Source organism: Ruficoccus amylovorans (assembly GCF_014230085.1).
GTDB lineage: Bacteria > Verrucomicrobiota > Verrucomicrobiia > Opitutales > Cerasicoccaceae > Ruficoccus > Ruficoccus amylovorans.
Genome location: NZ_JACHVB010000064.1, coordinates 162,342 through 187,454, shown reverse-complemented (window position 1 = coordinate 187,454; position 25,113 = coordinate 162,342). Strand labels below are relative to the sequence as shown.

Genomic DNA, 25,113 nt, shown 5'->3' with positions numbered 1-25,113 from the left:
TAGGATACAGGGCCTTTGCCTTTGCGGTAAAAACTCATCTTTAACTGCGATCCGGTGTCCAGCATACCTAACGCCGAGCATGGATAAATCCGCGCCCACGGTCAGCGAAGAAATCGATAAAAATCTTTCCAGTCGCGGTCTTCGGCTCGACAGTGGCCGCCTTGTCAGCGGCGGAGCCTTTCACCTCGCTCATGTAGATGGCCCGGTAGCAGTTTTTCAGGTCGGCAATCTCCTCGGCGGTATGGCCCCGGCGACGCAGGCCGACGAGGTTCAGCCCGCCCACGGTGTTCTTGCCATCGACAATGACGAAGGGCGGCACATCGAGCCCAACGCGCGAACCGCCGGAGATGATGCAGCCCTCGCCCACGCGCACGTGCTGGTGGATGACGGCGTTGCCACTGATAAAGGCGTTTTTGCCGACATGGACGTGCCCGCCCAGCAGCGCACCGTTGGCCATGATGACGTTGTCCCCGAGCACACTGTCGTGGCCGACGTGAGAGTTGGCCATGAGCAGGCAGTTTTTCCCAATTTCGGTAAAGGCCCCCTCGCGTGTGGCACGGTGGACGGTCACACCCTCGCGCAATACACTGCCCGCGCCGATACGGACACCGCTTTTTGTCGCGGGGTCGAACTTCAAATCCTGCGGCAGCCCGCCAACCACGGTGAAGTGGTCCACCGTCACGCCGTCACCGAGGACGGCCCCGGCCTTGAGCACCGCGAACGGAGCGAGATTACAGTCAGCGCCAAATGTCGCGCCGGGTTCGATCAGAGCTTCGCTCATGAAAGTTTGAGTGTTTGAACGTTTAAGAGCTTGAAAGTTGGTAAAAGCGGGCGGGCGCATGCGAGACTGGGTATGTATTCATTTTTTGAATACACTTCGGCGGACATGAAGCGCCTACCGCTTGCCGCCGAAAAGCTCCAGTTGCGGAGCCTTGACCATGTCGTAGTTTTTCAGGATGCGCAGGATCTGGAGCAGGTCGGACTTCTGGTAGTTGTGGTTCACTTCGAGCTTTTGGACGATGTCCTGCAGGATCGATCGGAAGGAAATGATGGCATCGATCCCCGCCTTTTCCAGCAGTTCGATGCTCTGGGACTTGTGCGGCTCGTGGGTGGGCAGGCCGGGCATGACGAGGATTTTCATAAACGGACCGATGTCCTCGACCTGCTTCTCGTCCACGTGAAAGAGGTCCTCGGCCTTCTTGAGCACGTCCTTTTCCAGAAACTTGAAAATATCCGAACTCCCACGCAGGGTGCCGGGTGTAAAACGCTGACTGTGCCAACCCTTGACAATGACCACCGCCCGCTGGACCAGCTCAAGCTCGTTGGAGAAGAGCATGAAGTTGGGTTTGCCCGCGCCCTTGCGCCAGGTCGGGTTATAGACCACCAGGTCGATCTCCTCCTCGCTGCGTTTGGCGCGCGACTGCACCGCGTACTTGCGTAGCTGACGAACGAGGAACCCGTTCATCTCGAAGTACTCACGTACGATGGTCTCATCGACACCAGCCATGAGAGAAAAGGGTTAAGTCCTCATTCGCCGGGGGTCAATGGCCATTTAAAGCTGCCGTCGGCAGTGATAGCCGCCTCCGGACCAACCCGGTCCATCAGCGATGGCCACTGAGAAATGAAAACTCGCTACTGCGCGCTCTGCTGCCACAGCTCCCGTATCCACGCCTCCGGGACATCGGCCACAGTGACGGCGCGGCCGATCTCCTCCATCGCCACAAAGCGCAGGCGGCCCGAACGGACTTTTTTGTCGCGGCGCATGGCGTCCATCAGTTTGTCGATATCGAGAGCAGGGGCGGGCTGGCCGCCGAGCGGGTCTTTCAGCGAGGTGGGCAGAGCGTTGGCGGCGACGAGCTTGCGCACGGCCTCGGCATCGGCCCGGTCAAAGTCAAAACCAATCGCCCCGTCGTCCGTCAGCCGGGCGGAAAGCTCGGCTGCGAGCACCAGGCCGATAGCCACGGCCTCGCCGTGCAGGTAAGTGCCGTAGCCGGCGACGTTCTCGATGGCGTGGGCAAAGGTGTGCCCGAGGTTGAGCAGGGCGCGCCCACCGCTGGCGGCGGTTTCCTTTTCGTCGGCTTTGACGATCTCGGCCTTGATCTCGCAGCAGCGCCGGATGATGCCGGTCAGGGCCGGGTGGTCCCAGGCCAGCGGTTGCTCAAGCCCGGCGAGCTGGTCGAAAAGCGCCCGGTCGTAGAGCATCCCGTACTTGATGACTTCGGCCATCCCGGCGGCGAATTCACGCGGCGGGAGGGTTTTCAAAAGCTCGGTGCAGATGAAAACCGCCTGCGGCTGCCAGAAGGCCCCGACGAGGTTTTTCCCGGCGGCGATGTTGATCCCGGTCTTGCCGCCGACCGAGCTGTCCACCATCGCGAGCAGGGTCGTGGGCACCTGGTAAAAATCCACCCCGCGCAGGTAGCTGGCAGCGGCGTACCCGGCCAGGTCGCCGATGACCCCGCCGCCGAGCGCGATCACGCGGCCCCCGCGGTCGATGCGGCCCGCGGCCATCTCGTCCATAATGCGGTGGAGGCTGGCGAAGCACTTGGTCTGCTCGCCCGGCTCGAAGCCGATGTAAACAATCTCCTCCGGCATTCCGTCGGGCAGATACTGGCGTGTGTTTTCGTCAAAAATGACAGCCGCCCCCGCCGTCCATGCCTCGGTCGAGCGGATGGCTTCGCGGTACTCCTGCCGGGTGGAGGCAATGATGATCGGGTAGCTGCGCTCCCCCAGTTCGACGGTCAGTTTATCGCTCATGGTGTTGTTTTTAATTTACTCACACAGAGGCACAAAGGCACGGAGTTTTTTAGTGCATAAATACGCTTCGCGTTTCTTCGCGGGCGGTCTCCCCTACTCCTCGATGCCGAAGATGGCGTTGACGTAGTTCTCGACAGAGAAGGGTTGGAGATCTTCCTTTTGCTCGCCCAGGCCGACGTAGGCGATGGGGATGCCCAGCTCACGGTAGATCCCCACAAGCGCGCCGCCCCGGCTGGTGCCGTCCAGCTTGGTGATGATGAGCCCGGTCAACCCGAAGGCCTCATGGAACACGCGGGCCTGCTCGATGGAGTTCGAGCCGAGGGAGCCGTCCACCACCAGCCAGGCGTGGTGCGGGGCTGTCTCGTCGTGCTTTTGCAGGACGCGGCGGATTTTTTTCAGCTCCTCCATCAGATTGCTCTTGGTGTGTAGGCGGCCCGCCGTGTCGAGGATCAGAATGTCCCGGTGACGCGAATTGGCGGCCTGCCAGGCGTCGAAGGCGACGGCGGCGGCATCGGCCTTGTGCTGGCTCGCCACCAGGTCGAGTCCGAGCCGGTCGGCCCAGGTCTTAATCTGCTCGTTGGCGGCGGCGCGGAAGGTGTCACAGGCCCCCAGGGTGACGCCCCGCCCCTCTTCCTTGAAACGCCAGGCGAGCTTGGCCGCGGTGGTGGTCTTGCCCGAGCCGTTGACCCCGATCAGGCAGATGACCTCGGGGTTATGGGCGCGGAAGTCGGTCGAGAACTCGGCCCCGGCGAGCACGCGCTTGAGCACGGTCGCGCCGATGCGGGCGGCGTCCTGGCCGCGCAGGGATTTGTCCTGCTTGTAGGCGGCCTGAATTTCCTCGATGATCTCGGTCGCCGTCTCCACCCCGAAGTCCGCCCCGTAGAGCGCCTCCTCAAGTTCGTCCAGGCTGGACGCGTCGAGCTTTTTGCCGCTGAAAATCCCCCCGACCTTACCAAATATCTTGTAAAAGGTCGGCGTGGTCTTCTTCAGACCTTCCTTGAATCGCGAAAAAAATGAAGCCATAGGGAAAGAGCGATTTTCCCGCTGCCACGCCGAAAGGCAAGGTTGGTTTCTGTCGCCCCGGCTTCAATCTGCCGCGCAGCAGTTTTCAAAAGAATTTGCCCGCGAAGCCACGCGAAGAGGCGCGAAGAGATAGAGGAAAAAGATTTCGTTACCCTTCGCGTGGCTTCGCGGGCAAGCCTTGTCACAAGGCGAGCACTACGGCGTCAGACATCCGCCGTTCTTAGCGGTCGATCGAGGGTGCCCTTGAGCTTGTCGAGGATGCCGTTGATAAAGCGCTTGGCGTCGGGGGTGGAGAACTCCTTGGAGAGGTCAATGGCCTCGTTGATGGAGACGATGGGCGGGATGTCCCGGCGGAAATGCAGTTCGTAGATGGCCAGACGGAGGATGGCGAGGTCCACCTTGGCGATACGGTCGAAGGACCAGTTACGGGCGTGCTCGCGGATCGTTTTGTCCACCTCCTCGCGCTTTTCCCACGCGCCGCTGGCCAGGGTTTCGCCAAAGGCGTAGTAGTCGCGCGGGTGGTCGCGGTTGTTGAAAAAGTCGTAAAGCGCCTCGCTCAACCCCTCGGGTTGGTTGATCTCGGCCATGTAGAGGAACTGCATGGCGGCGACACGGTTCAGGTGCCGGGGAGAGGGAGCCTTGGCGGGCTTTGAGGGCTTGGAATCGGCCTGACCGTCGGGCCGGGGCGGGCGCTGGAGGGCGTCTTCGCCGGGGGCTTGTTCGTACTCGGGCATGGCTCAGTTCTTGTTGAAAAGGTCGTTGATGTCGTCGGCGGCGGCCTCGGCGTCAATCTCGTCCAAAAGCTGCACGTAGTTCACCTTGTGGCGGGCCATTTCCAGCGCGGCGCGGGCAAACTCGCCTCCACGGTCGGCGTGGCCGTTGACGCGCTCCTCAGCCTGCTCGGTGTTGTTGACGGTGAGGATGCCGTTGATAACCGGGCACTCGGTCTGCATGGCCACGCGGTGCAGGATGGAGGCCGTGCTGTGGGCGATGACCTCGTCGTGCGCGGTGCCCCCGCGGATGATCACCCCCAGGGCGATGATGCAGTCGTACTGCCGGGTGGCGGCCATCATGGTCGCCAGGTACGGGATCTCGTTCGAGCCGGGGACGCGCTCCAGGCGGACATTGGCCCGGGGCACACCGGCCTCCTTGAGGACGGCGGAGACGCGCTCGATCAGGGCATCGACATACGCGCCGTTGTAGCGGGCCGCAACGATGCCGAAGTACAGCTCCGAGCCGTCGATTTTCAAAGGTTCTGGTGCGTGGAAAGACATGTGGTGATGGAAAACGTATTAAAAGAGAGGGACCGGCAAAGACAGCGGAGGAAAGATCATTCAGGATTTTTCACCGATGGCAAAGCCGGAGTTACCCGGATACGCGGGGGAGGATGTTGCCCGGCAGGCAGCTCAGAGCGGGATCTGCTCGACAATTTCCAGGTCGTAGCCATCGAGGGCAACGACACGGCGCTGTGTCCCGGAGAGCAGGCGGATCTTGCGCAGGCCCAGCTCTGAGAGGATCTGCGCCCCGATCCCATAGTCGCGGAAGTCCATCTTGGCCGGGGCGAGCCGGGCGGCCCCGTCCTCGCCGGGCTGGAGGTTGAGCCCGCCGTCCGGTTGCTCCATGTAGAGCACGACCCCGTGCCCCTCCTGAGCCACGCGCTTGAGCGCCTTGGTCAGCGAGGAGTGGCCGGTCATTTTTTTGCCCCGGAAGAGGTCACCGAGGATGTTCTCGCTGTGCACGCGCACAAGCGTCGGGCGTTCGTCGAGCTGGCCCCGCGAGAGGGCGATGTGCTTGCGGTGGTCGGACTGGCTCTGGAAAACGTGCAGGTCGAACTGACCGAACTCCGACTCAAAGGGCAACGTGGCCACGCGGCGCACGAGCTTGTCACGCTTGTGGCGGTAGTGGATCAGGTCGGCGATGGAAACCAGCTTGAGGCCGTGCTTTTTCTTGAACTTGATCAGGTCCGGCAGGCGGGCCGAAGAGCCGTCCTCCTTTAAAATCTCGCAAATGACGCCAACCGGAAAAAGTCCCGCCAGCGTGACCAGATCGACGGCGGCCTCGGTGTGTCCGGCCCGCTGAAGGACACCGCCCGGCCTTGCGCCAAGCGGAAAGATGTGCCCCGGCTGCACGAGTTGGTCGGGAGTGGCCTTCGGGTCGGCCAGGATGCTGATCGTTTTGTAGCGGTCGTAGGCCCCGATGCCGGTCGTGATGCCCTCGGCGGCATCGACCGAGACGGTGAAGTTCGTCCCGTGCGACTCGCGGTTGACGGCGACCATCGCCTGAATCCCCAGCCGCTGGAGCTGGTGGTCGGCCATCGGCACGCAGACCAGGCCCCGCGCCTCACGGATCATCATGTTAATGATCTCGGGGGTGGCCTTCTGACCGGCTACGATCAGGTCACCCTCGTTTTCGCGGGACTCGTCATCGGTCACGATCACCGGTTCGCCCGCCGCGATGGCGGCAATGGCTTCCTCGATCGGATCAAAGGGATTTGTGGCTTTCTTCGGCATCGGAACCACCTACTCATACCCATCTCTGCCCTAATGACAAGCTCCGGCTGGAGCTGCTTTAAGGGCCGCGCCCCTATGCGAACTGAAAGGCCCTCTCCCCCAGCGCGATTCGCTACGCTCAAACATACCTCCTCCCCCGTTCAAGGGTTGCCGCCAACAAAGGAATCCGGCACGATCCTGCGAAAAGGCATGAATGCAGTTTCCCGGCAAGCGGCCCCGACGGAGGGTGATCTTTACGCGCAACTCGGTTCGCGCCTGGGTGAAGCGCTACTCGAACGCCGCCTGCGCGCCCAGCAGGAGTTGGAGGCACACCTGGCCGTCCAGGGGGAGGGCTTTTTTCGGTTGGAGCGTCACATCCGGCTGGAAGGGCTCATCACCGTTATTTTCAAAATGACCGGCCTCTACGGGCGCGGCTACCGCAACTACTTAAAAATCCGCCTCATAGAGAACCGTGTCGTGCTGCCGCGCCTGCCGGCAGCATTCGAGGGCTTCCGCATCCTCCACCTGGCCGACCTGCACACCGACCTCGACCCGGCGCTGCCCGATGCGGTCATTGCCGCGCTGGCGGGTGTCGAGTACGACCTGTGCGTGAATACCGGCGACTTCCGCAACCGGACCCGCGACTGCCACCGCGCCTCGATGGAGCAAACGGCGCGGATTTACCGTCACCTGCCCGGCCCCAAGGCGGGCGTGCTGGGCAACCACGATTTTATCGAAAAAGTCCCCGACCTGGAAGCAATGGGCATCCGCGTCCTGCTCAACGAGGCCCTCCCCCTCGAACGCAGCGGCCAAACCCTCTGGCTGGCCGGGGTGGACGACCCGTATTTTTACCAGACCCACGACCTCGCCCGCGCCCTGCGGGAGGTACCCCCGACCGCTTGCAAGTTGCTCCTCTCGCACAGCCCCCAGACGTACCGGGAGGCCGAGGGGCTCGGGGTGGACCTCATGCTCTCCGGGCACACCCACGGGGGGCAGTTCTGCCTGCCCGGCGGGCGCGCGCTCATCACTCACTGCCCCGCCCCCCGCGCCCTCGTCGCCGGCGACTGGACCTACGGGCGGATGCGCGGCTACACCTCGCGCGGGACGGGCGCCGGTTGCGTGCCGCTACGCCTCAACTGCCCAGCCGAAGTCACCCTGCACACCCTCACCCGCCACGCCTGAAGAAGCACCGGAACACTCTCCATCGAGCGATGATATTTCTGTACCACTGAATTCCCCGGCTTGTACCACTGAATTGCCTTGCTGGTTTTTTCCGGGTCTTGCTTGGATGAGCGCTTTCCTTAAACGCCCAACCCATCAACAACATCATGGCTAAAAAAACCCCCGCAAAAACCGTCCTGCTCGTTGCCAGTGGCGACCTCCGCCTCTCGGCCAACCAAAACTGCTGGCCCGAACAGGAAAAGATGGAAAACGAACTCAAGAAGGTCGTCTCGCTCCTGGGCTACTCCGTCAAGCGCGCCCACTCCTTTAAGAAGGACGAAGGGCATGGCTTCATCGGCAGCCAGAGAGAGGGCATGGAGATCTTCGCCAAGATCGACCGCAAGGCCCCCATCATCGTGGCCGAAGCCGTCTGGCAATACTCCCACCACGTGCTCGCCGGACTGATCTCCCACCAGGGGCCGATCCTCACCGTGGCCAACTGGAGCGGCACCTGGCCGGGCCTCGTCGGCATGCTCAACCTCAACGGCTCCCTGACCAAGGCCGGAGTCAAGTACTCGACCCTGTGGAGCGAAGACTTCCAGACCGACAAATCCTTCCAGAAGAATCTCGAAACCTGGCTCAAGACCGGCACCGTCTCCCACCCGACCGCACAGGTGCGCAAGTACGCCCCGAAAAAGGCCCCCGCCCGCGCCAAGTCCGTGGCTGAAAAAATCGCCAAGGATCTCGACCAGAACAAGGCCATCATGGGCGTGTTCGACGAGTTCTGTATGGGCATGTACAACGCCACCATCCCGGACGAACTGCTCTTCTCCACCGGCGTGTACAAGGAGCGCCTCAGCCAGAGCGCCCTGCTCTACGGCATGAGCCAGGTCTCCAACGCCGAGGCCGAGGAGGTTTACAACTTCATCGAAAAGAAGGGCTTCAACTTCCACTTCGGCAAGGACGGCAAGACCGAACTGGTCAAGAAGCAGGTCATCGAACAGTGCAAGATGTACGTGGCCGCCTGCCGCATCGGCGACGCCTTTGGCTGCGATGCCCTCGGCATCCAGTATCAGCAGGGCCTCAAGGACATGTGCCCGGCCTCCGATCTGGTCGAAGGCATGCTCAATAGCACCGACCGCCCCCCCGTCAAGAACGCCAAGGGCGAGATCATCAAGAAGGGCCAGCCCTACCCCCACTTCAACGAAGTGGACGAGTGCTGCGGCCTCGACGCGATCTTCACCAACCGCGTGCACCTCGCCCTCGGCCAGCCGCCCGAAACCACCCTGCACGACTTGCGCTGGGGTGACTGGGACAAGTCCGGCTCGACCGACGAGTACGTCTGGGTCTTTCTCATCTCCGGCGGCGCCCCCATCGAGCACCACACCGGCGGCTGGAAGGGCAGCCACGGCTACCGTCAGCCCGCCATGTATTTCCCGGCCGGCGGCAGCACGCTCATGGGCGTAGCCCATCCGGGCGAGTTGGTCTGGAGCCGTATCTACGTCGAGGACGGCAAGCTCAAGATGGACGTCGGCCGCGGCAAGGCGATCGAACTGCCCGAAGAGGAAACCCGTCGCCGCCTGGAAGAAACCACCCCGCAGTGGCCGATCATGCACTTCGTCAGCTACGGTGTCAGCCGCGACCAGATGATGGCCCGCCACAAGGCCAACCACCTCAATGTCGCCTACGCCAAGGACGGCAAGGCCGCCGACCTGTGCCTCTACGCCAAGGCCGAACTCGCCCGCCAGCTCGGGATCGAAGTCTCCATCTGCGGAACCAACGACAAGGGCGAAAAGCTCTAGGGCGCGACCGCACTGGACATCGAGGGGGACAAATCCCCCTACGCGTCCAAGAAAGGCCGCTCCCTCTAACGCGGAGAACGTAACACCAATCATTTATCAAAGCCGGTGCGGACTTGCCGCACCGGCTTTTTTGTGGCTTGCTGGTGAGACGATGAAAACGCATCACGCGACGATGCTCCACCCCCGCGCCAAGCAGCACGGAGAGGGAGCCTGCTGGTGGGCCGCCCGCCGACAGCTCATCTGGGTGGACATCCTGGCCTGCGAGGTCCACCTCTACGACCCGGCCCAGGACGAAGACCGGATGTGGAGCGTCCCCTGCCAGGTGGGTTTCGCCCATCCCACCGAGACCGGCGACCTCATCCTCGGCACCCGCGAGGGCATCGCCCGGCTCGACCTGCGCGGTAACGAGATCACCTTTCTCGTCGATCCCGAAGCCCACCTCAAGGACACGCGCTTCAACGAGGGCAAACCCGGACCGGACGGACGGCTTTTTGCCGGATCCATGAGCGACGACAAGGTCTCTCCGCTGGGCAGCCTCTGGCTGATCGAGAAAGACCTCAGCGCCCGCCAGTTGCTGGATAACGTGGCCATCTCCAACGGCCTGTGCTGGTCCCACGACGAACAGACCATGTACTACATCGACTCGCCCACCCGCCGCGTCGAGGCCTTTGACTACGACGCGGCCACCGGCAGCCTGAAAAACCGACGCACCGTGGTCGAAGTCCCCGACGGCCTCGGCAAGCCCGACGGCATGACCATCGACGTCGAGGGCAACCTCTGGGTCGCCCTCTACGGTGGAGGGATGGTCGCCTGCTACGACCCGATCAAGGGGAAGATGATCGAGCGGGTGCTCGCCCCCTGCCCCGGCGTGACCTGCCCCACCTTCGGAGGCCCCGGCCTGGAGACACTTTACTTCACCACCTCCCGCCTGAACAGCGAGCAGCTAGCCCCCAAGGAAGCCACCGCTGCCGGACATATCTTCGCCGCCGAACCCGGTGTCCAGGGTTGCCGGGGCACTGTCTTCGGCGGATAAAAACGCCCCCGACACCACGCCACAAAAAGATGCGCCCGCCCCTTTTTTCCGCCCTCCTGCTCCTGAGCCTTCTGCTCGGCGCTTGCCAATCCGGGCCGTCCTCGCTCGCGCCTCAGGACCTCGTGCTGGAGCGGGCCGACACCTTCAACTACCAGCAGCAAGTCGCCACCTCCGACGGACGGGAGATATTAATGATTTCCGGGCTCAGCGGCCACAGTGCCTATACCGTGGAGCAGGTCGAGCTGGTCCGACATCCCGACTTTTTGCAGATACTTGTGCACCTGCATGCCGACGGGCAACCGGGCGAAACGGGAACCTTTGAGGAAACCATCGCCATCCCCAAATGGGCCAATCGCGTAACCTTCGGGGAGGAGAACACCGTCATCTGGCAGCGACCCGCCCCCACGAAGTAGCGTCTGTTTTAAATCTCCCGTGGAAGCGTCTTCCGCGCTTCAACACGTGTAGTGCAAATGCACTACAAAACCATAATAGGGCACCTCATTTTCCACGCACTCTGACCTTGCCAAAGCGGGCAAAACACGATGAGTTGTGATGCAACCCATCCGGCTCATATTGAACCCCTTGCCGCAACTATCTCACCCCTCCTGCACCCCGGCTCCGGCCGGTGTAGCCGTCGTTTAGCCGGAAGAGACGCTGCGGCAGCAAAAGCCCTACCTTGCCATGAGTGAACTCTCCCCTGCCCAGCCAACTATCCCCGATCATCTCCGTGCCATCGTGAACGAGGTGGAGGAAACCCTCAAAGATGTCGCCATCAAACCGCTGAGCAGCTTTTTCGTCGGCACGGTCGCGGCCATGTCGGGGGTGCTGTTCGGGTTCGACGCCTCCATCGCGGCGGCGGTCGGAGGCTCGGTCAACACCTTCTTCGGCCTGGAGTCCGCCCCCCTGCTTCAGGGACTGTGGGTCGCCGCCGTCCCGCTGGGCGCATTGATCGGCGCGCTCTTTGGCGGCAAGGTTTCGGACCGCTTCGGGCGTAAAAAAGGCCTCATCTTCAACGCCTTTCTCTTCATCGCCGGGATCGCTCTGGCGGCGGTTTCGCCCGGTTTCTGGGTCTTCGTGGTTGCCCGCCTGATGATGGGGCTGGCCATTGGTAACTCCGCCGTCATCACCCCGATGTACATGGCCGAGGTCGCCCCGCCGGAATCACGCGGGCGCATCCTGTTCATGTACCAGCTCTCCATTGTGGTCGGGATCCTGTTTTCCTTTCTGGTCGGCGTGGCGGTGGACGCCTCGATCAAGGACACCGCCCTCAACTGGCGCGTCATGCTGGCTATCGGGCTGATCCCGGCCTTCATCTTTCTCTTCGGCATGTTCAAGATGCCCCAGAGCCCACGCTGGCTGATTGAGAACCAGTTCCTGCGCGAAGCCCACCACGTGCTCATGCGCATGATGGGCCGCGAGGAGGCCCGCTCGACCTTTTGCGACATCCACGAAGCCGCCGCCCGCAAGACGAGCGTCAACCTCAAAGCCTGCTTCGGCAAGCTGATCCTGCCGGTCATGCTGCTGGGCTTTTTTCTGCAATTTTTCCAGCAGTCCACCGGCATCAACGCCGACATGTACTTCGGCCCGCAGATCTTCAGCCAGGGCGGGTTCAGCGCCTCGGCTGCCATGTGGGCGCAGGTAGCGATGGGCCTGGTCAACCTCATCGCCACTGTCGTCTCGATCTTCCTCGTGGACAAGCTTGGACGCCGCAAGCTGATGTTCATCGGCGTGAGCGGTATCATCATCATGCTCGGGGCGCAGTCGTACCTGTTCCACCGGTATGAGAAGTTCCAGCAGACCGCGCCCGCCGAGTCCCGCGCCGTCACCACCACCGACAACGCCGGGCAGCGCCCCGTCCTTCCCAACGCCGGGTCAGCCGTTACCCATGAGCAGACGACCGACCACCGGGAGATCGCTCTGGCCATTGCCAGTTCGCGGAACGTTTCCCAGGCCATGCACGCGGCGGTCGAGGGCAAGTCGGTTTCCGTCCCCGCGGACGCCCAGGCCTCAGCCCCCACTTCACCGGCCGGGGTGACCACCCCGGCCCTGCCCGCGACTCCCGGCAAGCCTCCGGCGATCACGTACTGGATTTTCGCCAGCATCCTGCTCTACATCGTATTCTTCGCCATCAGCGCCGGGCCGCTGTGCTGGCTCATGATCAGCGAGATCTTCCCCATCCGCTTCCGCGGGATCGGGATGTCCATCGCCGTCGCCGCCAACTGGCTGGTGGACTACTTCGTCAGCCAGCTTTTCCCGGTCATGAAGGACGGCCTGGGTATGTCCTTCACCTTCCTCATCTACGCCGCCTTTACCGCTGTCGGCCTCGCGCTGGCCATCCGCTTCCTCCCCGAAACCCGCGGCGTGCCGCTGGAAAAAATCGAGGAAAACATCTACGCCGGAAAGCCCCTGCGCAGGATCGGACTCTGAATAAGTTTGAGAGTTTCGGGTTTGAGCGTTTGAAAGTTAAGAGAGCCAGCAGCCGCACGGCGGACGGAGAATTTTCGCAAACGGCATTCCGACTCTCAAACCTTCAAACTCTTAAACTCTCAAACCTTTCTCCCGTGAACCTGCGTCACATTCTTGAGACCTGCCTCTACGCCGAAGACCTGGAGGCAGCCGAGGCGTTCTACAACCGCCTGCTCGCAAGCGAACCCCACGCGCGCGAACCGGGTAAGTACATCTTCTACCGGCTCGACGGGGCCATGCTGCTGATCTTCAATCCGCACGAGTCGGCCCGCAACGACGAGGTGCCCACCCACGGTACCACCGGCCCCGGCCATACCTGCTTCCGGGTCGATCCCGCCGACATACCCGGCTGGAAAGACCGCCTGAGAGCATTGGGAATCCCGCTCGAAATGGAACACGTCTGGCGTGAGGGCGTCCACTCGCTCTACTTCCGCGACCCAGCCGGAAACAGCCTCGAAATCGCCCCCTGGCGGCTCTGGGGTAGTGGGTTGACCTGATTACATCATTTTCGTGGAAGCAACTGATTGTTTTTGACAGTTTGTGAAAGCGCCTTCAGGATGAAGGTGATTTTCATGACCAATAAACAACGACTGGACCTGATCGAGAAGTATATCCGCGAACACAAGTACGCGGACCTTCACACGCTGGCCGAAAAATTCGACATCAGCCTGTCCACCGTCCGACGCGCACTCAACGATCTGGAGGCGGCCAACATCATCTGCCGCCATCACGGCGGGGCCAGCCTCGTCGAAGAGGATGCGAACAGCTCCGGCTACGACTTCATCACACAGGATAACCGCCACACGGAACAAAAACACGCCATCGCCCGCAAGATGGCCCAGTTGATCGAGCCAGGCGCGACCGTCATGCTCGACGGCGGCACCACCACCTATACCGTAGCCCGCGCCCTGGTGGAAAAACGCCTCGTGGTCATTACCAACTCCCTGCCCATCGCCGCCCTCTTCGGCGAAGTCGGCTCCTCCGAGACCATTGTCACCGGCGGCACGGTTTACTCCCGGCTGGGCATTCTCTACGGCCCGGCCTGCGAGCAGGCCATCAACCGAGTCCACGTCGATATCGCCGTGTGCGGCTGCGCCGGACTGACCCCCGAGGGCATCTGGAACAACAACTCGTTCCTCGCCTCCTTTCAGCAGCACATGCTCAACGTGTGCGACAAGCTTTACTTCGTCATGGACAGCTCGAAGCTCGGCAAGCGCGCCCTGAGCCTCGTCACCGAGCTGTCGGACAAGTACACCCTTATCACCGACCGGGAGCCGCCCCCCGAGATCGCCGGCCCCGCCGCCGAGGCCGGCACCGAGATCATCGTCGCCCCTCCCGCCAAAATCGAACCCTGAACCGCTTTTTCGTAAAAACCCCCATGAGCAAAATACACGCCGCCGCCATCGACCTTGGAGCCACCAGCGGGCGCGTCATCGTCGGAACCTGGACCGGCGAGGCCCTTGAGCTGACCGAAGTCCACCGCTTTCCCAACGCCTTTCACCGCCTCAACGACAACGACTACTGGGACATCGGAGCCCTCTTTTCGCAGGTCCGCAAGGGGCTGACGGAAGCCAAACGCCTTTTCCCCGATCTCGCCTCCTGCGGGGTGGACACCTGGGGCGTGGACCATGTCCTGCTGGACAAGGACGGGCGCCTGGCCTTCCCGATGCACGCCTACCGCGACCAGCGCACCGAGCCCTTGCGCAAGCGCCTGATCGACTCCGGCGATGACCGCAAACTCTACGACTGGACTGGCCTGCCGCCCATTAACTACAACACCGCCCTCCAGCTCGGCGAGACCCTCAGCGCCTTTCCCGCGCTCAAGCAGATGGTCAGCCGCGTGCTCCTGCTGCCGGACTACTTCAACTACCTGCTCTCGGGCAAGATGTGCAACGAGGTCTCTATCGCCAGCACCGGGCAGCTTCTGGACATCAACGGCGTGGCTTTCTCCGGGGAAACGCTGAACTACTTCGGTATCCCCGCCGAGTGGTTCGATGGCCCGGCCCGCTCTGGCATCAAGCTGGGCAAGGTCCGCGACATCGAGGGACTCGAAGATGTGGAAACGATCCTCGTCCCCGGCCACGACACCTCCTGTGCCTTTGAGGCCATTCCCAAGAGCGGGAACGACATCTTTATCTCCGCCGGAACCTGGCTGCTCACCGGCGGCCTGACCGCCCAGCCCGCCAAGGGCGAGGAAGCCTACAAGCTCGGCGTCAGCAACGAGCGCGACGGCCTCGGCGGCTACCGCCCGAATAAGATCCTCCTCGGCCTCTGGCTGCTCGAACAGCTCTCCATCAAGTTCCCTGACCGGCCCACCAGCGGAGCCGAGTGGGACGCGCTGGCCGACAAGGCCGCCGACCTCCCCAGCCCCGGGACCCTCATCGACTGTACGGACGAATCGCTTTTCAACCCGGACGACATGCGCGCCGCCATCGACGCCAACCTGCGCCGCCAGGGCGGCACCCCGCCCGCGACCCTGCCCGAGTACATGCGCCTGATCTGCGACTCGCTGGCCCGCTCCGTCGCCAACACCGTCCGCCAGTTCGGCCAAATGACCGGCGAATCTTTTGACAACATCGCCATCGTCGGCGGCGGTTCCAAGAACCAGCTCCTTTGCCAGCGCATCGCCGACGCCACCGGCCTGCCCGTCACCAGCTACAGCCTGGAAGGAACCTCCGTGGGCAACATCGGCTATCAGCTTCTCGGCCTGGGCGCGATTGAGAACCTCGACATCTTCCGCGCCGTCATCGCCCGCCGTATCAACAAACACGTCTATCGCCCGGCCGTGGCTGGCGCATAAAAGAAGGGTTATGCGAGAAGGTGTTTTTTTTTTTCAAAAAACACCCTCTCACGCTCTCCCCAAAAAACGTTTAAGCCGGAACTGCGTTCCTCCGGACAAACAGCCTCAAAACCAACAGGCCCGGGCTCGCTCCGTAATTTTAAAATACGCCTCAGCGGGGTTCCCCGGCGAGGGCGGCGAGGATGGCCTTTTGGATATGCAGGCGGTTCTCCGCCTCGTCGAAGATAATCGACGCGGAGCTATCAAGGACTTCCTGCGAAACTTCCTGCCCGGCATGGGCGGGAAGGCAGTGCATGAAGTAGGCGTCCTTGGCCGCCTCGGCCATGAGGTCCGCCGTGACCGAATAGGGCTGCATCTGGGAGAGGCGGGCGGCTTCCTCGGCCTCGTTGCCCATGCTCACCCACACATCGGTATAGACGACATCCGCGCCGCGAACAGCCTCCCGTGCGTCAGTGGTGAACTTGAATGTCTCCGGCAGGTCCGCCTGCTTCAGCAAGTCGCGCGCGGCCTGGCTGGGCGCGAACTCGGCAGGACCGGCGAGGGAAATTTCCATCCCGGTGTGGGCGGCGGCGAGGATCCACGAGTTGGCCATATTGCAGGCGGTATCACCGAGAAAGGCGACTTTGCGGCCCCGCAGCGACTCGACATCGGCCTCCCCTTCGCCGGGGCTCCAGCGCTCGGCCAGCGTAAAGAGGTCGGCGTAGAGCTGGCAGGGGTGCGTCAGGTCCGTCAGGGCATTCACGACCGGGATGGTCCCGGCACTGGCGAACTCCTCCAGCACGGAGTGTTCGTAGCAGCGGATAATCAGCCCGGACAGGTAACGCGAAAGCACGCGGGCCGTGTCGGCGATGGTCTCGCCGCGGCTGAGCTGCATGTTCCCGGTGGAGAGCATGACGGCGTGCGCGCCCAGTTCGTTCAGCCCGACCTCGAAGGAGACGCGGGTGCGCGTACTGTTTTTATAAAAAAGCATACCCCAGGACTGACGCTGGAGCAGCGCCGGGGTGTGGCGGCCCAGACGCTTGAACTCGGCGGCGTTCTGGAACAGGAGTTCGACCTCGTCGTGCGAGAAGTCGGTCACTTTCAGGAAGTGTTTCATACGGGGGATGGCAAACTAAGCTTGGAGGTGATTGGATAAAGCGTCCGCGAGCAGCTCGACGGAGCGGTCAAGGTCTTCAACGGTGGCGGTGAGTGGCGGCAGCAGCCGGATAACCTGCCCCCCGGTCGGGATAGCAAGCATGCCCTTTTCCCGCAGGGTCTGGATAACCGGCATCGGGTCCACCTTGAGGGCGACGCCGACCATGTAACCCCGGCCCCGCACTTCTTCGACCAGCGCCGGGAACTTCCGTTCCAGTTCTTGCAGCCGTTTGATCCAGCCCTTGGACTGGGCGGTGACCTGCGCCAACAAATCCTCGGACTCGATCACGTCGAGCACGGCATTCGCGGCGGCGCAGACCAGCGGGTTCCCCCCGTAGGTCGTGCCGTGCGAGCCGGGTTTGAAAAGCGGTGCGTGCGCGTCGCGCATCCAGACCGCGCCGATGGGGATACCACCGCCGAGGCCTTTGGCCATGCTGAAGGCGTCCGGCACGATCCCGGCCTCTTCGAAGCCGAAGAACCGCCCCGTCCGACCAATGCCGCACTGGACCTCGTCCATCATCAGCAGCAGGCCGTGCTTGTCGCAAAGCGCCCGCAGCCCTTGCAGGAACTCCACCGTGGCGGGGTTGACGCCGCTCTCGCCCTGGATCGCTTCCACCAGGATGGCGGCGACGGAGTCGTCCACCAGCGCCTCGAAGCTCGCCAGATCGTTGAAAACACCGTGCGCGAACCCGTCCAGCATAGGCCGGAACCCGCCCTGGATTTTCTCCTGCGGCGTGGCGGCCATGGCCCCGAAGGTCCGGCCGTGGAAGGCCTTCTCGGCAGTCAGAACCTTGAAGCACTTACCCTCCTCGCCCGTCTTGGCCCGCCCGTGGAGCCGGGCGAGCTTGAGCATGGCCTCATTGGCCTCGGCCCCGCTGTTGCACAGGAGAACCTTGCCCGGCCCGGCGTAGCCGCAAAGCCGTTGCGCCAGCCGCCCCTGGCCGGGGTGCCGGTAGAGGTTGCTGCAATGCACGAGCGTGGCCGCCTGTTCCTGTACGGCCTTGACCCAGTGCGGGTGGCAATGGCCAATCGAAGTGACCGCGATCCCCGCCCCGAAGTCGAGCAGGCGACGCCCCTCGGAGTCCCACACATAGACGCCTTCGCCGCGCGTCAGCGTGCAGGCGGGCGTGCCGTAATTGCCCAGTACAAACGAGGCATACAGGTCGGAAGTGGAATCCGGGGTGGTTACGTTCATGATTTGCGCTTACTGATTGACGATTTCTGTGCCGATACCTTTGTCGGTAAAGATTTCCAGCAGGATGCTGTGGGGCTGCCGGCCATCAACGAAGTGGACCCGGTGCACACCGTTGTGCAGGGCACCGACTGCGCTGTTGACCTTCGGAAGCATGCCCCGGGAGATAGTCCCGTCCTTGGTCAACGTCTCGACCTCGTCGATGTGGAGCGAGGAGATGAGCGTGGAGGGGTCGTTCGGGTCCCGCAGCAGGCCGGGGACGTCGGAAAGATAAACCAACCGCCGCGCCCGCAGGGCAGAGGCGACCGCCGCGGCGGCCACATCGGCGTTGGTGTTGTAGGGGTGGCCCAGTTCGTCCACTGCGATGGGGGAAACAATCGGCGTGTAGCCGTCGGCGATGGCCTTCTTGATCAGCTTGGCCTTCACGTACTGGATCTGCCCGACGAAACCGAGGTCCACCGGCTGCCCTTCGGCGTCTTCGGAGAGCATCTTGTCGCAGACGAGCACGTTGTTGCCGTGCATGCCCAGCGGCTTGCCACCCCGCGCCTGGATCAGCTCGCAGATGTCGAGGTTGACCGTTTGGTTGAGCGTTTTCTCGACAATCTTGATCGTCTCCTCGTCGGTCACCCGCAGGCCGTTGCGGAAGACCGGCTCCAGCCCGGCCTCGGCCATGCCCCGGGAGATCGCCTTGCCGCCGCCGTGCACGACGACGACGTGAATCCCCACCGCGGCCAGGAACACGATGTCCGTGGCCACCCGGATGCGTACCGCCGGGTCCGGATCGTCCATGAAACTGCCGCCGTACTTGACGACGAAGGTCGAGCCCCGGAAGCGCAGGATGTACGGCAACGCCTCCAGCAGCACCTGGGCCTTGGTCGTGATGTCGATATTTTCGGTAATCTTCACGTCTATGTGGTTATTCGCTCTTGTTGAAATCGACGTAACCCTCGGAAAGATCGGTGCTCAGCAGGCTGTATGCCCCCTGCCCGATATTCAGGTTGATCGAGATGGAAAAATGCTTCTTGGACACGGCCTGCTTCCACTGGGGGAGGTTGTCGTGCTGCGGTGTGCCCGCGAGGATGACCGGGATGTCGTCGTAGTGCATGTCCAGCCGCTCCTCGACCAGCCCGACCCGGGCGTACCCGGCGGCGTCGAGCAACCGGCCCCAGTTGGGGTCGTTGCCGAACCACGAGGTCTTGACCAGCAGGGAGTTGCCCACGGCCCGCGCCACCTTTTCGGCGGCGGTGTTATCCGGTGCGCCAGAGACATTGACCATGACCACCTTCGTGATCCGTTCGCCGTCGCCGACGATCTTCTCGGCCAGCTTCCGGCAGACCTGTCCCAGTGCCTCGCGGAAGGCTTCGCCCGCCTCGGAACCGGTATCCTCGACCGAGACCCCGCTCTGGCCGTTGGCCAGGACGAGCACAGTGTCGTTCGTGCTCATGTCGCCGTCCACCGTGATCGAGTTGAAGCTCGACCGCACGGCCGCGGCCAGCGCGGCCTGGAGCCCGGCCCGCGAAATTTCCGCGTCCGTACCGACAAAGGCGAGCATGGTGGCCATGTTCGGCTCGATCATTCCAGCGCCCTTGGCCATGCCGGAGACGGTCACCGTCTGACCGCCGACCTCGAACTTCGCGGTCACGGTCTTGGGCTTTGTGTCCGAAGTCAGGATGGCCCAGGCGGCGTTGAGCGAGTGCCCGGAATCGCTGGACAACCCGGCCGCAGCCTCGGCGATGCCGGAACGGATCTTGTCCATCGGCAGCGACCGGCCAATCCGCCCCGTCGAGCAGACAAACACCTGATCGGCGGAAATCCCGAGTCCCCGCGCGGCTTCGGCGGCCATTTCTTCACAGTCGGCCATACCTTGTGCACCGGTACAGGCGTTGGCGTTGCCGCTGTTGGCGACGATGGCCCGGAAGTCGTCCCGGCCCGCCAGAATCGCCTGGCAATGCCGGACCGGAGCGGCCTTGACATCGTTGGTAGTAAAAACTCCGGCGGCGACGGCGGGCTGCTCCGAGAAGATCAGCGCCAGGTCGAGCCGCTTGTTACCGGTCCCGCGCACGTCGCAATGGACGCCCGCCAGTTGGAAGCCCGGCACATCGCCCAGGCCCGGTGAATCATCCGTCAACGTCACATGCGTGCTCATCGTTTTTATCGGTTAGAGAAGTCCGTCCGTTTCCTTGAAGCCGAGCCAGAGGTTCATGATCTGAACCGCCTGGCCGCTGGCGCCTTTGACGACATTGTCCTCGGCGCTGGTGATGATAAAGTTCTTCGTCCGCTCGTCGTAAACCGCGGACATGTCCACCCGGTTCGTCCCGGTCACGTGCAGCGTGTCCGGGCAGGTGCCGCTGGGCAGCAAACCGATGAAGGGCCGACCGGCAAAGGCCGTCTCCCAGGCCGCGTAGAGTGCCGCCAGGTTGGGCTTGGCCGCCGGGACCGTGATGGTGGTCGCTATCCCCCTCTTCATCGGGGCCAGATGCGGGTTAAACTGGATAATGACCGGCTCGCCCGCCGCCGCGCCGAGTTGCTCCTCGATCTCGGACAGGTGCCGGTGTTTGGGCAAGCCGTAGGCTTTGACACTCTCGTTACGCTCGCAGTACAGGTAGGCTTCGGCCAGTTTTTTGCCCGCGCCGCTGACGCCGCTCATCGAGTTCACCACGATCCCCTGGCTGGAAACGATCCCCGCCCGCAGCAGCGGGGTCAGCGGGGTGATGATACTCGTCGGGTAGCAGCCGGGGCTGGCGATGAGCGGAGCCTTTTCCCAACCAGCGGGTGTAATCTCGGGGATGACGTAGGCAGCCTGTTCCAGCAGGGCCGGGGCGGGGTGCGCCTGGCCGTAAAATTCCTCATAGAGCGCGGTCGATCCCAGCCGGAAGTCGGCTGAGAGGTCGATCACCTTCCGCCCGGCCTCGACGAGCGGTACGGCGAATTCAGCCGCCACGCCGTGCGGGAGGGCGAGGAAAAACACATCGATGTCGTCCCGCGCAGCCAGCGTCGCCGGGTCCGAGTCACTGAAAACCAGATCCGCCGGGACCAAGCCCCGGAACTGTGGCATAACCGAGACCAGCGGCTTACCCACGAGCGAGCGCGAGGAGACCAGCGCAAGCTCCACCTGCGGATGCCGGGACAGCAGCCGCACGAGTTCTTCACCTGAGTATCCAGAGGCTCCAACAATCGCGGTTTTCATATAATTATTAATAATGAATTAAACGAAAATAAATGGGGCTAATTCATACCCCAAAAAACAAAAAGCCCTCCGGGCAAGCGCACGCGGAGGGCAGGAAAGCCGAGTCGGTACGCTTACCGCTTGGAGAACTGGAATCGCTTACGGGCACCCGGCTGACCGGACTTCTTACGTTCCTTCATGCGGGGGTCACGGGTGATCAGGCCAGCCTTCTTGAGGGCCGGACGCAGTTCCGGATTGTACTTCTGGAGGGCGCGGGCCAAGGCATGGGAGACGGCTCCGGCCTGGCTGACGCTGCCGCCACCTTCAACGAGGAAGGTCGCGTCCATCTGGCCAGCAAGTTCAGCCACGTCCAGCGGACGGGTGGCGCGCTTGGCCAGCATTTCAGTGAAGAAATAGTTTTCGAGCGGACGGCCATTGACCGTGAGCTTGCCCTCGCCCCGGCTGAGGCGGATGCGGGCCACGGCGGTCTTGCGCCGTCCCACGGCGGTAAAAGTTTCGCTGTCAGTTGCGGTACTCATGGGAATTAACCTTCGAAGGTGATGGGCTGCTGGGCTTCGTGCGGGTGTTCTTCACCGGCATAGACCTTGAGCTTCTTGATCATGGCGTTGGCCAGCTTGTTGCGGGGGAGCATGCCCTTGACGGCGTGCTCGATGATGAAGGCAGGCTTCTTCTCACGCATGGCGGCGGCACTGCGATAGTACTCATTGCCGAACCAGCCAGTGTGGAACATGTATAGCTTCTGCTCTTCTTTCTTACCGGTCAGCTTCACCTTGTCGGCGTTGATCACGACGACATAATCACCAGCGTCAATGTGCGGTGTATAGATAGGCTTGTGCCGGCCGCGCAGGATATTGGCGATTTTGACCGCCAAACGGCCCAGCGTCTGCCCGGAGGCGTCAACGACGTACCACTTCCTGTCGATATCGGGTTTGGCAAGAGTTGTCTTCATTTTGGGAAAAGCGTGCAAAGATAGATGTGCACCCACCCCTGTCAACGACTTTCCTTCGCTTTTGTGGAAAAAGATAAAAATCCAGCTCTGCGGCAGCCGCCACAGACCTTGAAGGAAAGCCGATCTCCAACCGGACAGCATCTGCTGCCAGCCGGGCCGGGAAAAATGCAAGCTCGCATCCAGTACATTTTTCCCATCAAGGGCAAGCACGGACTTCAAGATTCCGCACATTGCACCCAAGTTACCACCAGCCCGTACAACGACTCCCCGAAAGCGGGAAAAGAAAATCGCCCGCGAAGCCACGCGAAGGGACGCGAAGAAGAAAGAAGGCATGCGGCAGTACAGCCCCGCCGCCATCTTAAAAAGGATATAAAAAGGGGACGCACACGGAACGAAGCTCCCTAGCCCGACGTGACTCTTCGCGCATACTTCGGGTGGCTTCGCGGGCAACTCACCTCTCCCCCCCTTCCCTGACGCGTGCGTCCCAGCGCCGCGCATCAGTCGGGCATAAAAAAAGCCCGCGGCGATGGCCGCGGGCTCGAAAGTTCAGAGTCAACTACGATTAGTAGGTGAAGCCAACCGAGGCACCCATCCAGATGTTGTTCTGGTTGGGGGCGAAACCGCTACCCGAGTAGGGAGGGGTGACGGAGTTGCCGGACTGCGAGTAGTTGGAGTAACGGACACCGATGGAGGCGCTCACGTTTTCATTGAAAGCGTAAACGAGGTCACCGGTAACACCAGCGTAGATGAAGCTGGTGGTGCCGTTCATGGCGCTGGAGTCATTCGGGATACCCATGCCGATGTAGGCACCGGTGTCGAAGGACAGACCTTCCACGGTCATGTACTGGCTCAGGTCGAAGCTGTAACCGATGGAGGCTTCGATCGTGAGGATGCCGGAGTCGGGGCCGGAGCCGCCAGCCTTGGTGAGCTGGTCGACCGAGTAGTACACGTAGATCGCCGGGCTCAGGAGGACGTCGAAGGAAGCACCGATGTAGGGCTCGACGTAGGAGGTGGCATTGTTACCCATGGACGGGGCATTCACGTACCAGTAGTAGATGAAGCCGGCATCGAGGGTCACCATGTCGGTGATCGGGTAAGCGTAACCAGCATAGATGTCGATTTCGTTGGCATTGCCCATCAGGGTACCAGCGGCACCGCCACCGTTCTTGCCGGAGATCGGGAGGTTGCTCCAGATACCGACGTAGAGGTCACCACCGACAACCGGGAAGCCGAATTCGAGGCTCGGCTGGAAGGAGTCGTAGTTCAGCTTGACGCCACGGAACACGTACTGGGATTCGTAGGCGAAGGAGCTCGTGATCGAAAGGTCTTCGATGGAATTACCCGTCTGCGCAAACAGACCGGAGGTTCCAGCCGCCCCAACGATCGCCAGAGTTGCAATCAGTTTCTTCATTGTTTTGAGTTTGTTTAGGTTATTGGTGAGCAGAAAAATTGCTCAAGGACGACTATCTCTCATTTTCGTTCAATAAATCAAGCAGTTTTTTTGCCCCGCCACGGGAGAGAATGGCATCCCACAAACCATCCTAACGCACTGAAATAAAACACTTTAAGAACAACCAGCCACAATGACTACAAAAAACCAGACCGGCTCCTGTGAAAAATTGCTGTTAAAAATTCTGCTCTGGGCGGCCCTTTTCGGGTTTATCGGCGTGGCGCTTGGGGCCTTCGGGGCGCACGCCCTGAAGGATCTCCTGACCGAACGCGGCACCGCCGCCAACTGGCAGACCGCGGTCAAGTACCAGTTCGTGCACGCAGTGGCATTGCTCGCCCTGGCAAGCTGGACGCGCCTTGAGCCCGCCGCCCTCAAGTGCTGCCAGTGGACAGCCCGCCTCTGGATCGCGGGCACGGTTCTTTTCAGCGGGTCACTCTATTTGCTGTGTACCGTGGGCTGGAAATGGCTCGGCCCAGTCACCCCGCTGGGAGGGCTTTGCCTGCTCGGCGGTTGGGCGACTCTGGCGGCTTGCGCGTTTAAATGTTTGAAAAAGGGGCAGAATCACCAATAGATTGGACGGAATTACACCCTCTGGGGCTATCCCAGTACTGTCTAACATTAAATAATCACCCATTCCTATGGATTCTAAGACTGCCGCCACTCAACTTGAGCAGCTCAAGCAATTCACCAAAGTCGTGGCCGACACCGGCGACTTTTCCTCGATGAAGGCCTACAAGCCGCAGGACGCCACCACCAACCCGTCCCTGATCTTCAAGGCCGTGCAGATGGAGGAATACGCTCCGCTGCTGAAAAAGGCCATCGAAGAAACCAAGGACCTCGGCCTCAGCGGCGAAGCTCGCGTCAAGACCATCGTTGACCACCTGCTGGTGCTCTTCGGGAGCGAAATCCTCCAGATCGTCCCCGGCCGCGTCTCCACCGAAGTGGACGCCCGCCTGTCCTTCGACACCGAGGCGACCATCGCCAAGGCCCGCGAGATCATCAAGCTGTACGAAGACCGTGGCATCTCGCGCGACCGCATCCTGATCAAGATCGCCTCCACCTGGGAAGGCATCAAAGCCGCCGAGGTCGTGACCAAGGAAGGCATCCACTGCAACATGACGCTGCTCTTCTCCATGGCTCAGGCCATCGCCTGCGCCGAGGCCCACGCCCAGCTCATCTCGCCCTTCGTCGGGCGCATCATGGACTGGTACAAGGCCAAGACCGGCGAAACCTACTCCGGCGAGAACGACCCCGGCGTCCTCTCCGTGCAGAAGATTTACACCTATTACAAGAAGTTCGGCTACAAGACCGAAGTCATGGGTGCGAGCTTCCGTAACACCGACGAAATCGTCGAACTGGCCGGCTGCGACCTGCTCACTATCAGCCCGAACCTGCTGAAGGAACTGGCCGAATCCGACGCCCCGGTCGAGCGCAAGCTCAGCCCCGAGGCCTCCGCCAAGGCCGACATCGATAAGATCTCGATAGACGAAAAGACCTTCCGCTGGATGCTCAACGAAGACGCCATGGCCACCGAAAAGCTGGCCGACGGCATCCGCCTCTTCGCCGCCGACATCAACAAGCTCGAAGCCATCATCGCCAAGAGCCTGTAAACGCTCGCGCGCACAGCCGCTTTGCACACAAACCCGCAGCCCAACGGCTGCGGGTTTTTTTTA

At 62.1% G+C, this 25,113-nt stretch carries 25 protein-coding genes; 10 read left to right on the top strand and 15 right to left on the bottom strand.

Features of this window, described 5'->3' with window-relative positions; genetic code table 11:
• Window positions 1-67 precede the first annotated feature (67 nt).
• The 7 genes from lpxA to ribB form a co-directional block, all read right to left on the bottom strand.
• Window positions 68-781 (bottom strand): acyl-ACP--UDP-N-acetylglucosamine O-acyltransferase, encoded by a 714-nt coding sequence (gene lpxA, locus H5P28_RS19485; protein WP_185677362.1) that lies wholly within the window; start codon window positions 779-781, stop codon window positions 68-70.
• Between the two features lie 114 nt (window positions 782-895).
• Window positions 896-1,507: a hypothetical protein gene (locus tag H5P28_RS19480; protein WP_185677361.1), complete on the bottom strand. Its 612-nt coding sequence runs from the start codon at window positions 1,505-1,507 to the stop codon at window positions 896-898.
• 125 nt (window positions 1,508-1,632) lie between these two features.
• Window positions 1,633-2,754, bottom strand: coding sequence for a 3-dehydroquinate synthase (gene aroB / locus H5P28_RS19475; protein ID WP_185677360.1), 1,122 nt, complete (start codon window positions 2,752-2,754; stop codon window positions 1,633-1,635).
• Between the two features lie 93 nt (window positions 2,755-2,847).
• The gene (gene ftsY / locus H5P28_RS19470) at window positions 2,848-3,777 is read right to left on the bottom strand and encodes a signal recognition particle-docking protein FtsY (protein WP_185677359.1); all 930 of its coding nucleotides are present in this window, start codon (window positions 3,775-3,777) and stop codon (window positions 2,848-2,850) included.
• Between the two features lie 203 nt (window positions 3,778-3,980).
• The gene (nusB, locus tag H5P28_RS19465) at window positions 3,981-4,511 is read right to left on the bottom strand and encodes a transcription antitermination factor NusB (RefSeq protein ID WP_185677358.1); all 531 of its coding nucleotides are present in this window, start codon (window positions 4,509-4,511) and stop codon (window positions 3,981-3,983) included.
• A gap of 3 nt (window positions 4,512-4,514) precedes the next feature.
• Complete coding sequence (gene ribH, locus H5P28_RS19460) at window positions 4,515-5,051, bottom strand: 6,7-dimethyl-8-ribityllumazine synthase (RefSeq protein ID WP_185677357.1); 537 nt, start codon at window positions 5,049-5,051, stop codon at window positions 4,515-4,517.
• Window positions 5,052-5,183: 132 nt separating this feature from the next.
• On the bottom strand, window positions 5,184-6,287 hold the full coding sequence (gene ribB, locus H5P28_RS19455) for a 3,4-dihydroxy-2-butanone-4-phosphate synthase (protein WP_185677356.1): 1,104 nt from the start codon (window positions 6,285-6,287) through the stop codon (window positions 5,184-5,186).
• Between the two features lie 189 nt (window positions 6,288-6,476).
• Here ribB and H5P28_RS19450 point away from each other — a divergent pair, with 189 nt between their 5' ends.
• From H5P28_RS19450 to H5P28_RS19415, 8 genes are all read left to right on the top strand, one after another.
• Window positions 6,477-7,448 carry a metallophosphoesterase gene (locus H5P28_RS19450; RefSeq protein WP_185677355.1) on the top strand — a complete coding sequence of 324 codons (972 nt, stop codon included), beginning with the start codon at window positions 6,477-6,479 and terminating at the stop codon, window positions 7,446-7,448.
• Between the two features lie 146 nt (window positions 7,449-7,594).
• Window positions 7,595-9,229 carry a fucose isomerase gene (locus H5P28_RS19445; RefSeq protein ID WP_185677354.1) on the top strand — a complete coding sequence of 545 codons (1,635 nt, stop codon included), beginning with the start codon at window positions 7,595-7,597 and terminating at the stop codon, window positions 9,227-9,229.
• Window positions 9,230-9,380: 151 nt separating this feature from the next.
• A complete protein-coding gene (locus tag H5P28_RS19440) occupies window positions 9,381-10,262 on the top strand; it encodes an SMP-30/gluconolactonase/LRE family protein (protein ID WP_185677353.1) in 882 nt (293 codons plus the stop codon).
• Between the two features lie 29 nt (window positions 10,263-10,291).
• On the top strand, window positions 10,292-10,675 hold the full coding sequence (locus H5P28_RS19435; RefSeq protein ID WP_185677352.1) for a hypothetical protein: 384 nt from the start codon (window positions 10,292-10,294) through the stop codon (window positions 10,673-10,675).
• Window positions 10,676-10,943: 268 nt separating this feature from the next.
• Complete coding sequence (locus tag H5P28_RS19430; RefSeq protein WP_185677351.1) at window positions 10,944-12,689, top strand: sugar porter family MFS transporter; 1,746 nt, start codon at window positions 10,944-10,946, stop codon at window positions 12,687-12,689.
• A 134-nt stretch (window positions 12,690-12,823) separates the two neighbouring features.
• Window positions 12,824-13,225 carry a VOC family protein gene (locus tag H5P28_RS19425; RefSeq protein ID WP_185677350.1) on the top strand — a complete coding sequence of 134 codons (402 nt, stop codon included), beginning with the start codon at window positions 12,824-12,826 and terminating at the stop codon, window positions 13,223-13,225.
• Window positions 13,226-13,300: 75 nt separating this feature from the next.
• A complete protein-coding gene (locus H5P28_RS19420) occupies window positions 13,301-14,083 on the top strand; it encodes a DeoR/GlpR family DNA-binding transcription regulator (protein ID WP_185677349.1) in 783 nt (260 codons plus the stop codon).
• Window positions 14,084-14,106: 23 nt separating this feature from the next.
• Complete coding sequence (locus H5P28_RS19415) at window positions 14,107-15,528, top strand: rhamnulokinase (RefSeq protein WP_185677348.1); 1,422 nt, start codon at window positions 14,107-14,109, stop codon at window positions 15,526-15,528.
• A 151-nt stretch (window positions 15,529-15,679) separates the two neighbouring features.
• Here H5P28_RS19415 and argF read toward each other — a convergent pair whose 3' ends face one another.
• The 8 genes from argF to H5P28_RS19375 all read right to left on the bottom strand — a co-directional run bounded on the left by argF (window position 15,680) and on the right by H5P28_RS19375 (window position 23,401).
• Entirely contained in the window at window positions 15,680-16,624 is a 945-nt protein-coding gene (argF, locus tag H5P28_RS19410) for an ornithine carbamoyltransferase (protein ID WP_185677347.1), read from the bottom strand.
• 15 nt (window positions 16,625-16,639) lie between these two features.
• On the bottom strand, window positions 16,640-17,857 hold the full coding sequence (locus H5P28_RS19405; protein ID WP_185677346.1) for an aspartate aminotransferase family protein: 1,218 nt from the start codon (window positions 17,855-17,857) through the stop codon (window positions 16,640-16,642).
• A gap of 9 nt (window positions 17,858-17,866) precedes the next feature.
• Window positions 17,867-18,766, bottom strand: coding sequence for an acetylglutamate kinase (gene argB / locus H5P28_RS19400; RefSeq protein ID WP_185677388.1), 900 nt, complete (start codon window positions 18,764-18,766; stop codon window positions 17,867-17,869).
• 4 nt (window positions 18,767-18,770) lie between these two features.
• Window positions 18,771-20,000 carry a bifunctional glutamate N-acetyltransferase/amino-acid acetyltransferase ArgJ gene (argJ, locus tag H5P28_RS19395; protein WP_185677345.1) on the bottom strand — a complete coding sequence of 410 codons (1,230 nt, stop codon included), beginning with the start codon at window positions 19,998-20,000 and terminating at the stop codon, window positions 18,771-18,773.
• Between the two features lie 12 nt (window positions 20,001-20,012).
• Window positions 20,013-21,041, bottom strand: coding sequence for an N-acetyl-gamma-glutamyl-phosphate reductase (gene argC / locus H5P28_RS19390; RefSeq protein WP_185677344.1), 1,029 nt, complete (start codon window positions 21,039-21,041; stop codon window positions 20,013-20,015).
• A 113-nt stretch (window positions 21,042-21,154) separates the two neighbouring features.
• Window positions 21,155-21,559: a 30S ribosomal protein S9 gene (rpsI, locus tag H5P28_RS19385; RefSeq protein ID WP_185677343.1), complete on the bottom strand. Its 405-nt coding sequence runs from the start codon at window positions 21,557-21,559 to the stop codon at window positions 21,155-21,157.
• Between the two features lie 5 nt (window positions 21,560-21,564).
• The gene (gene rplM, locus H5P28_RS19380; protein ID WP_185677387.1) at window positions 21,565-21,990 is read right to left on the bottom strand and encodes a 50S ribosomal protein L13; all 426 of its coding nucleotides are present in this window, start codon (window positions 21,988-21,990) and stop codon (window positions 21,565-21,567) included.
• 562 nt (window positions 21,991-22,552) lie between these two features.
• Window positions 22,553-23,401, bottom strand: a complete 849-nt coding sequence (locus H5P28_RS19375; protein WP_185677342.1) for a TorF family putative porin — start codon at window positions 23,399-23,401, stop codon at window positions 22,553-22,555.
• A gap of 172 nt (window positions 23,402-23,573) precedes the next feature.
• Here H5P28_RS19375 and H5P28_RS19370 point away from each other — a divergent pair, with 172 nt between their 5' ends.
• Together H5P28_RS19370 and tal are read left to right on the top strand one after the other, a co-directional pair.
• Window positions 23,574-24,011: a DUF423 domain-containing protein gene (locus H5P28_RS19370; protein ID WP_185677341.1), complete on the top strand. Its 438-nt coding sequence runs from the start codon at window positions 23,574-23,576 to the stop codon at window positions 24,009-24,011.
• 67 nt (window positions 24,012-24,078) lie between these two features.
• On the top strand, window positions 24,079-25,050 hold the full coding sequence (gene tal / locus H5P28_RS19365) for a transaldolase (RefSeq protein ID WP_185677340.1): 972 nt from the start codon (window positions 24,079-24,081) through the stop codon (window positions 25,048-25,050).
• Window positions 25,051-25,113: the final 63 nt, after the last annotated feature.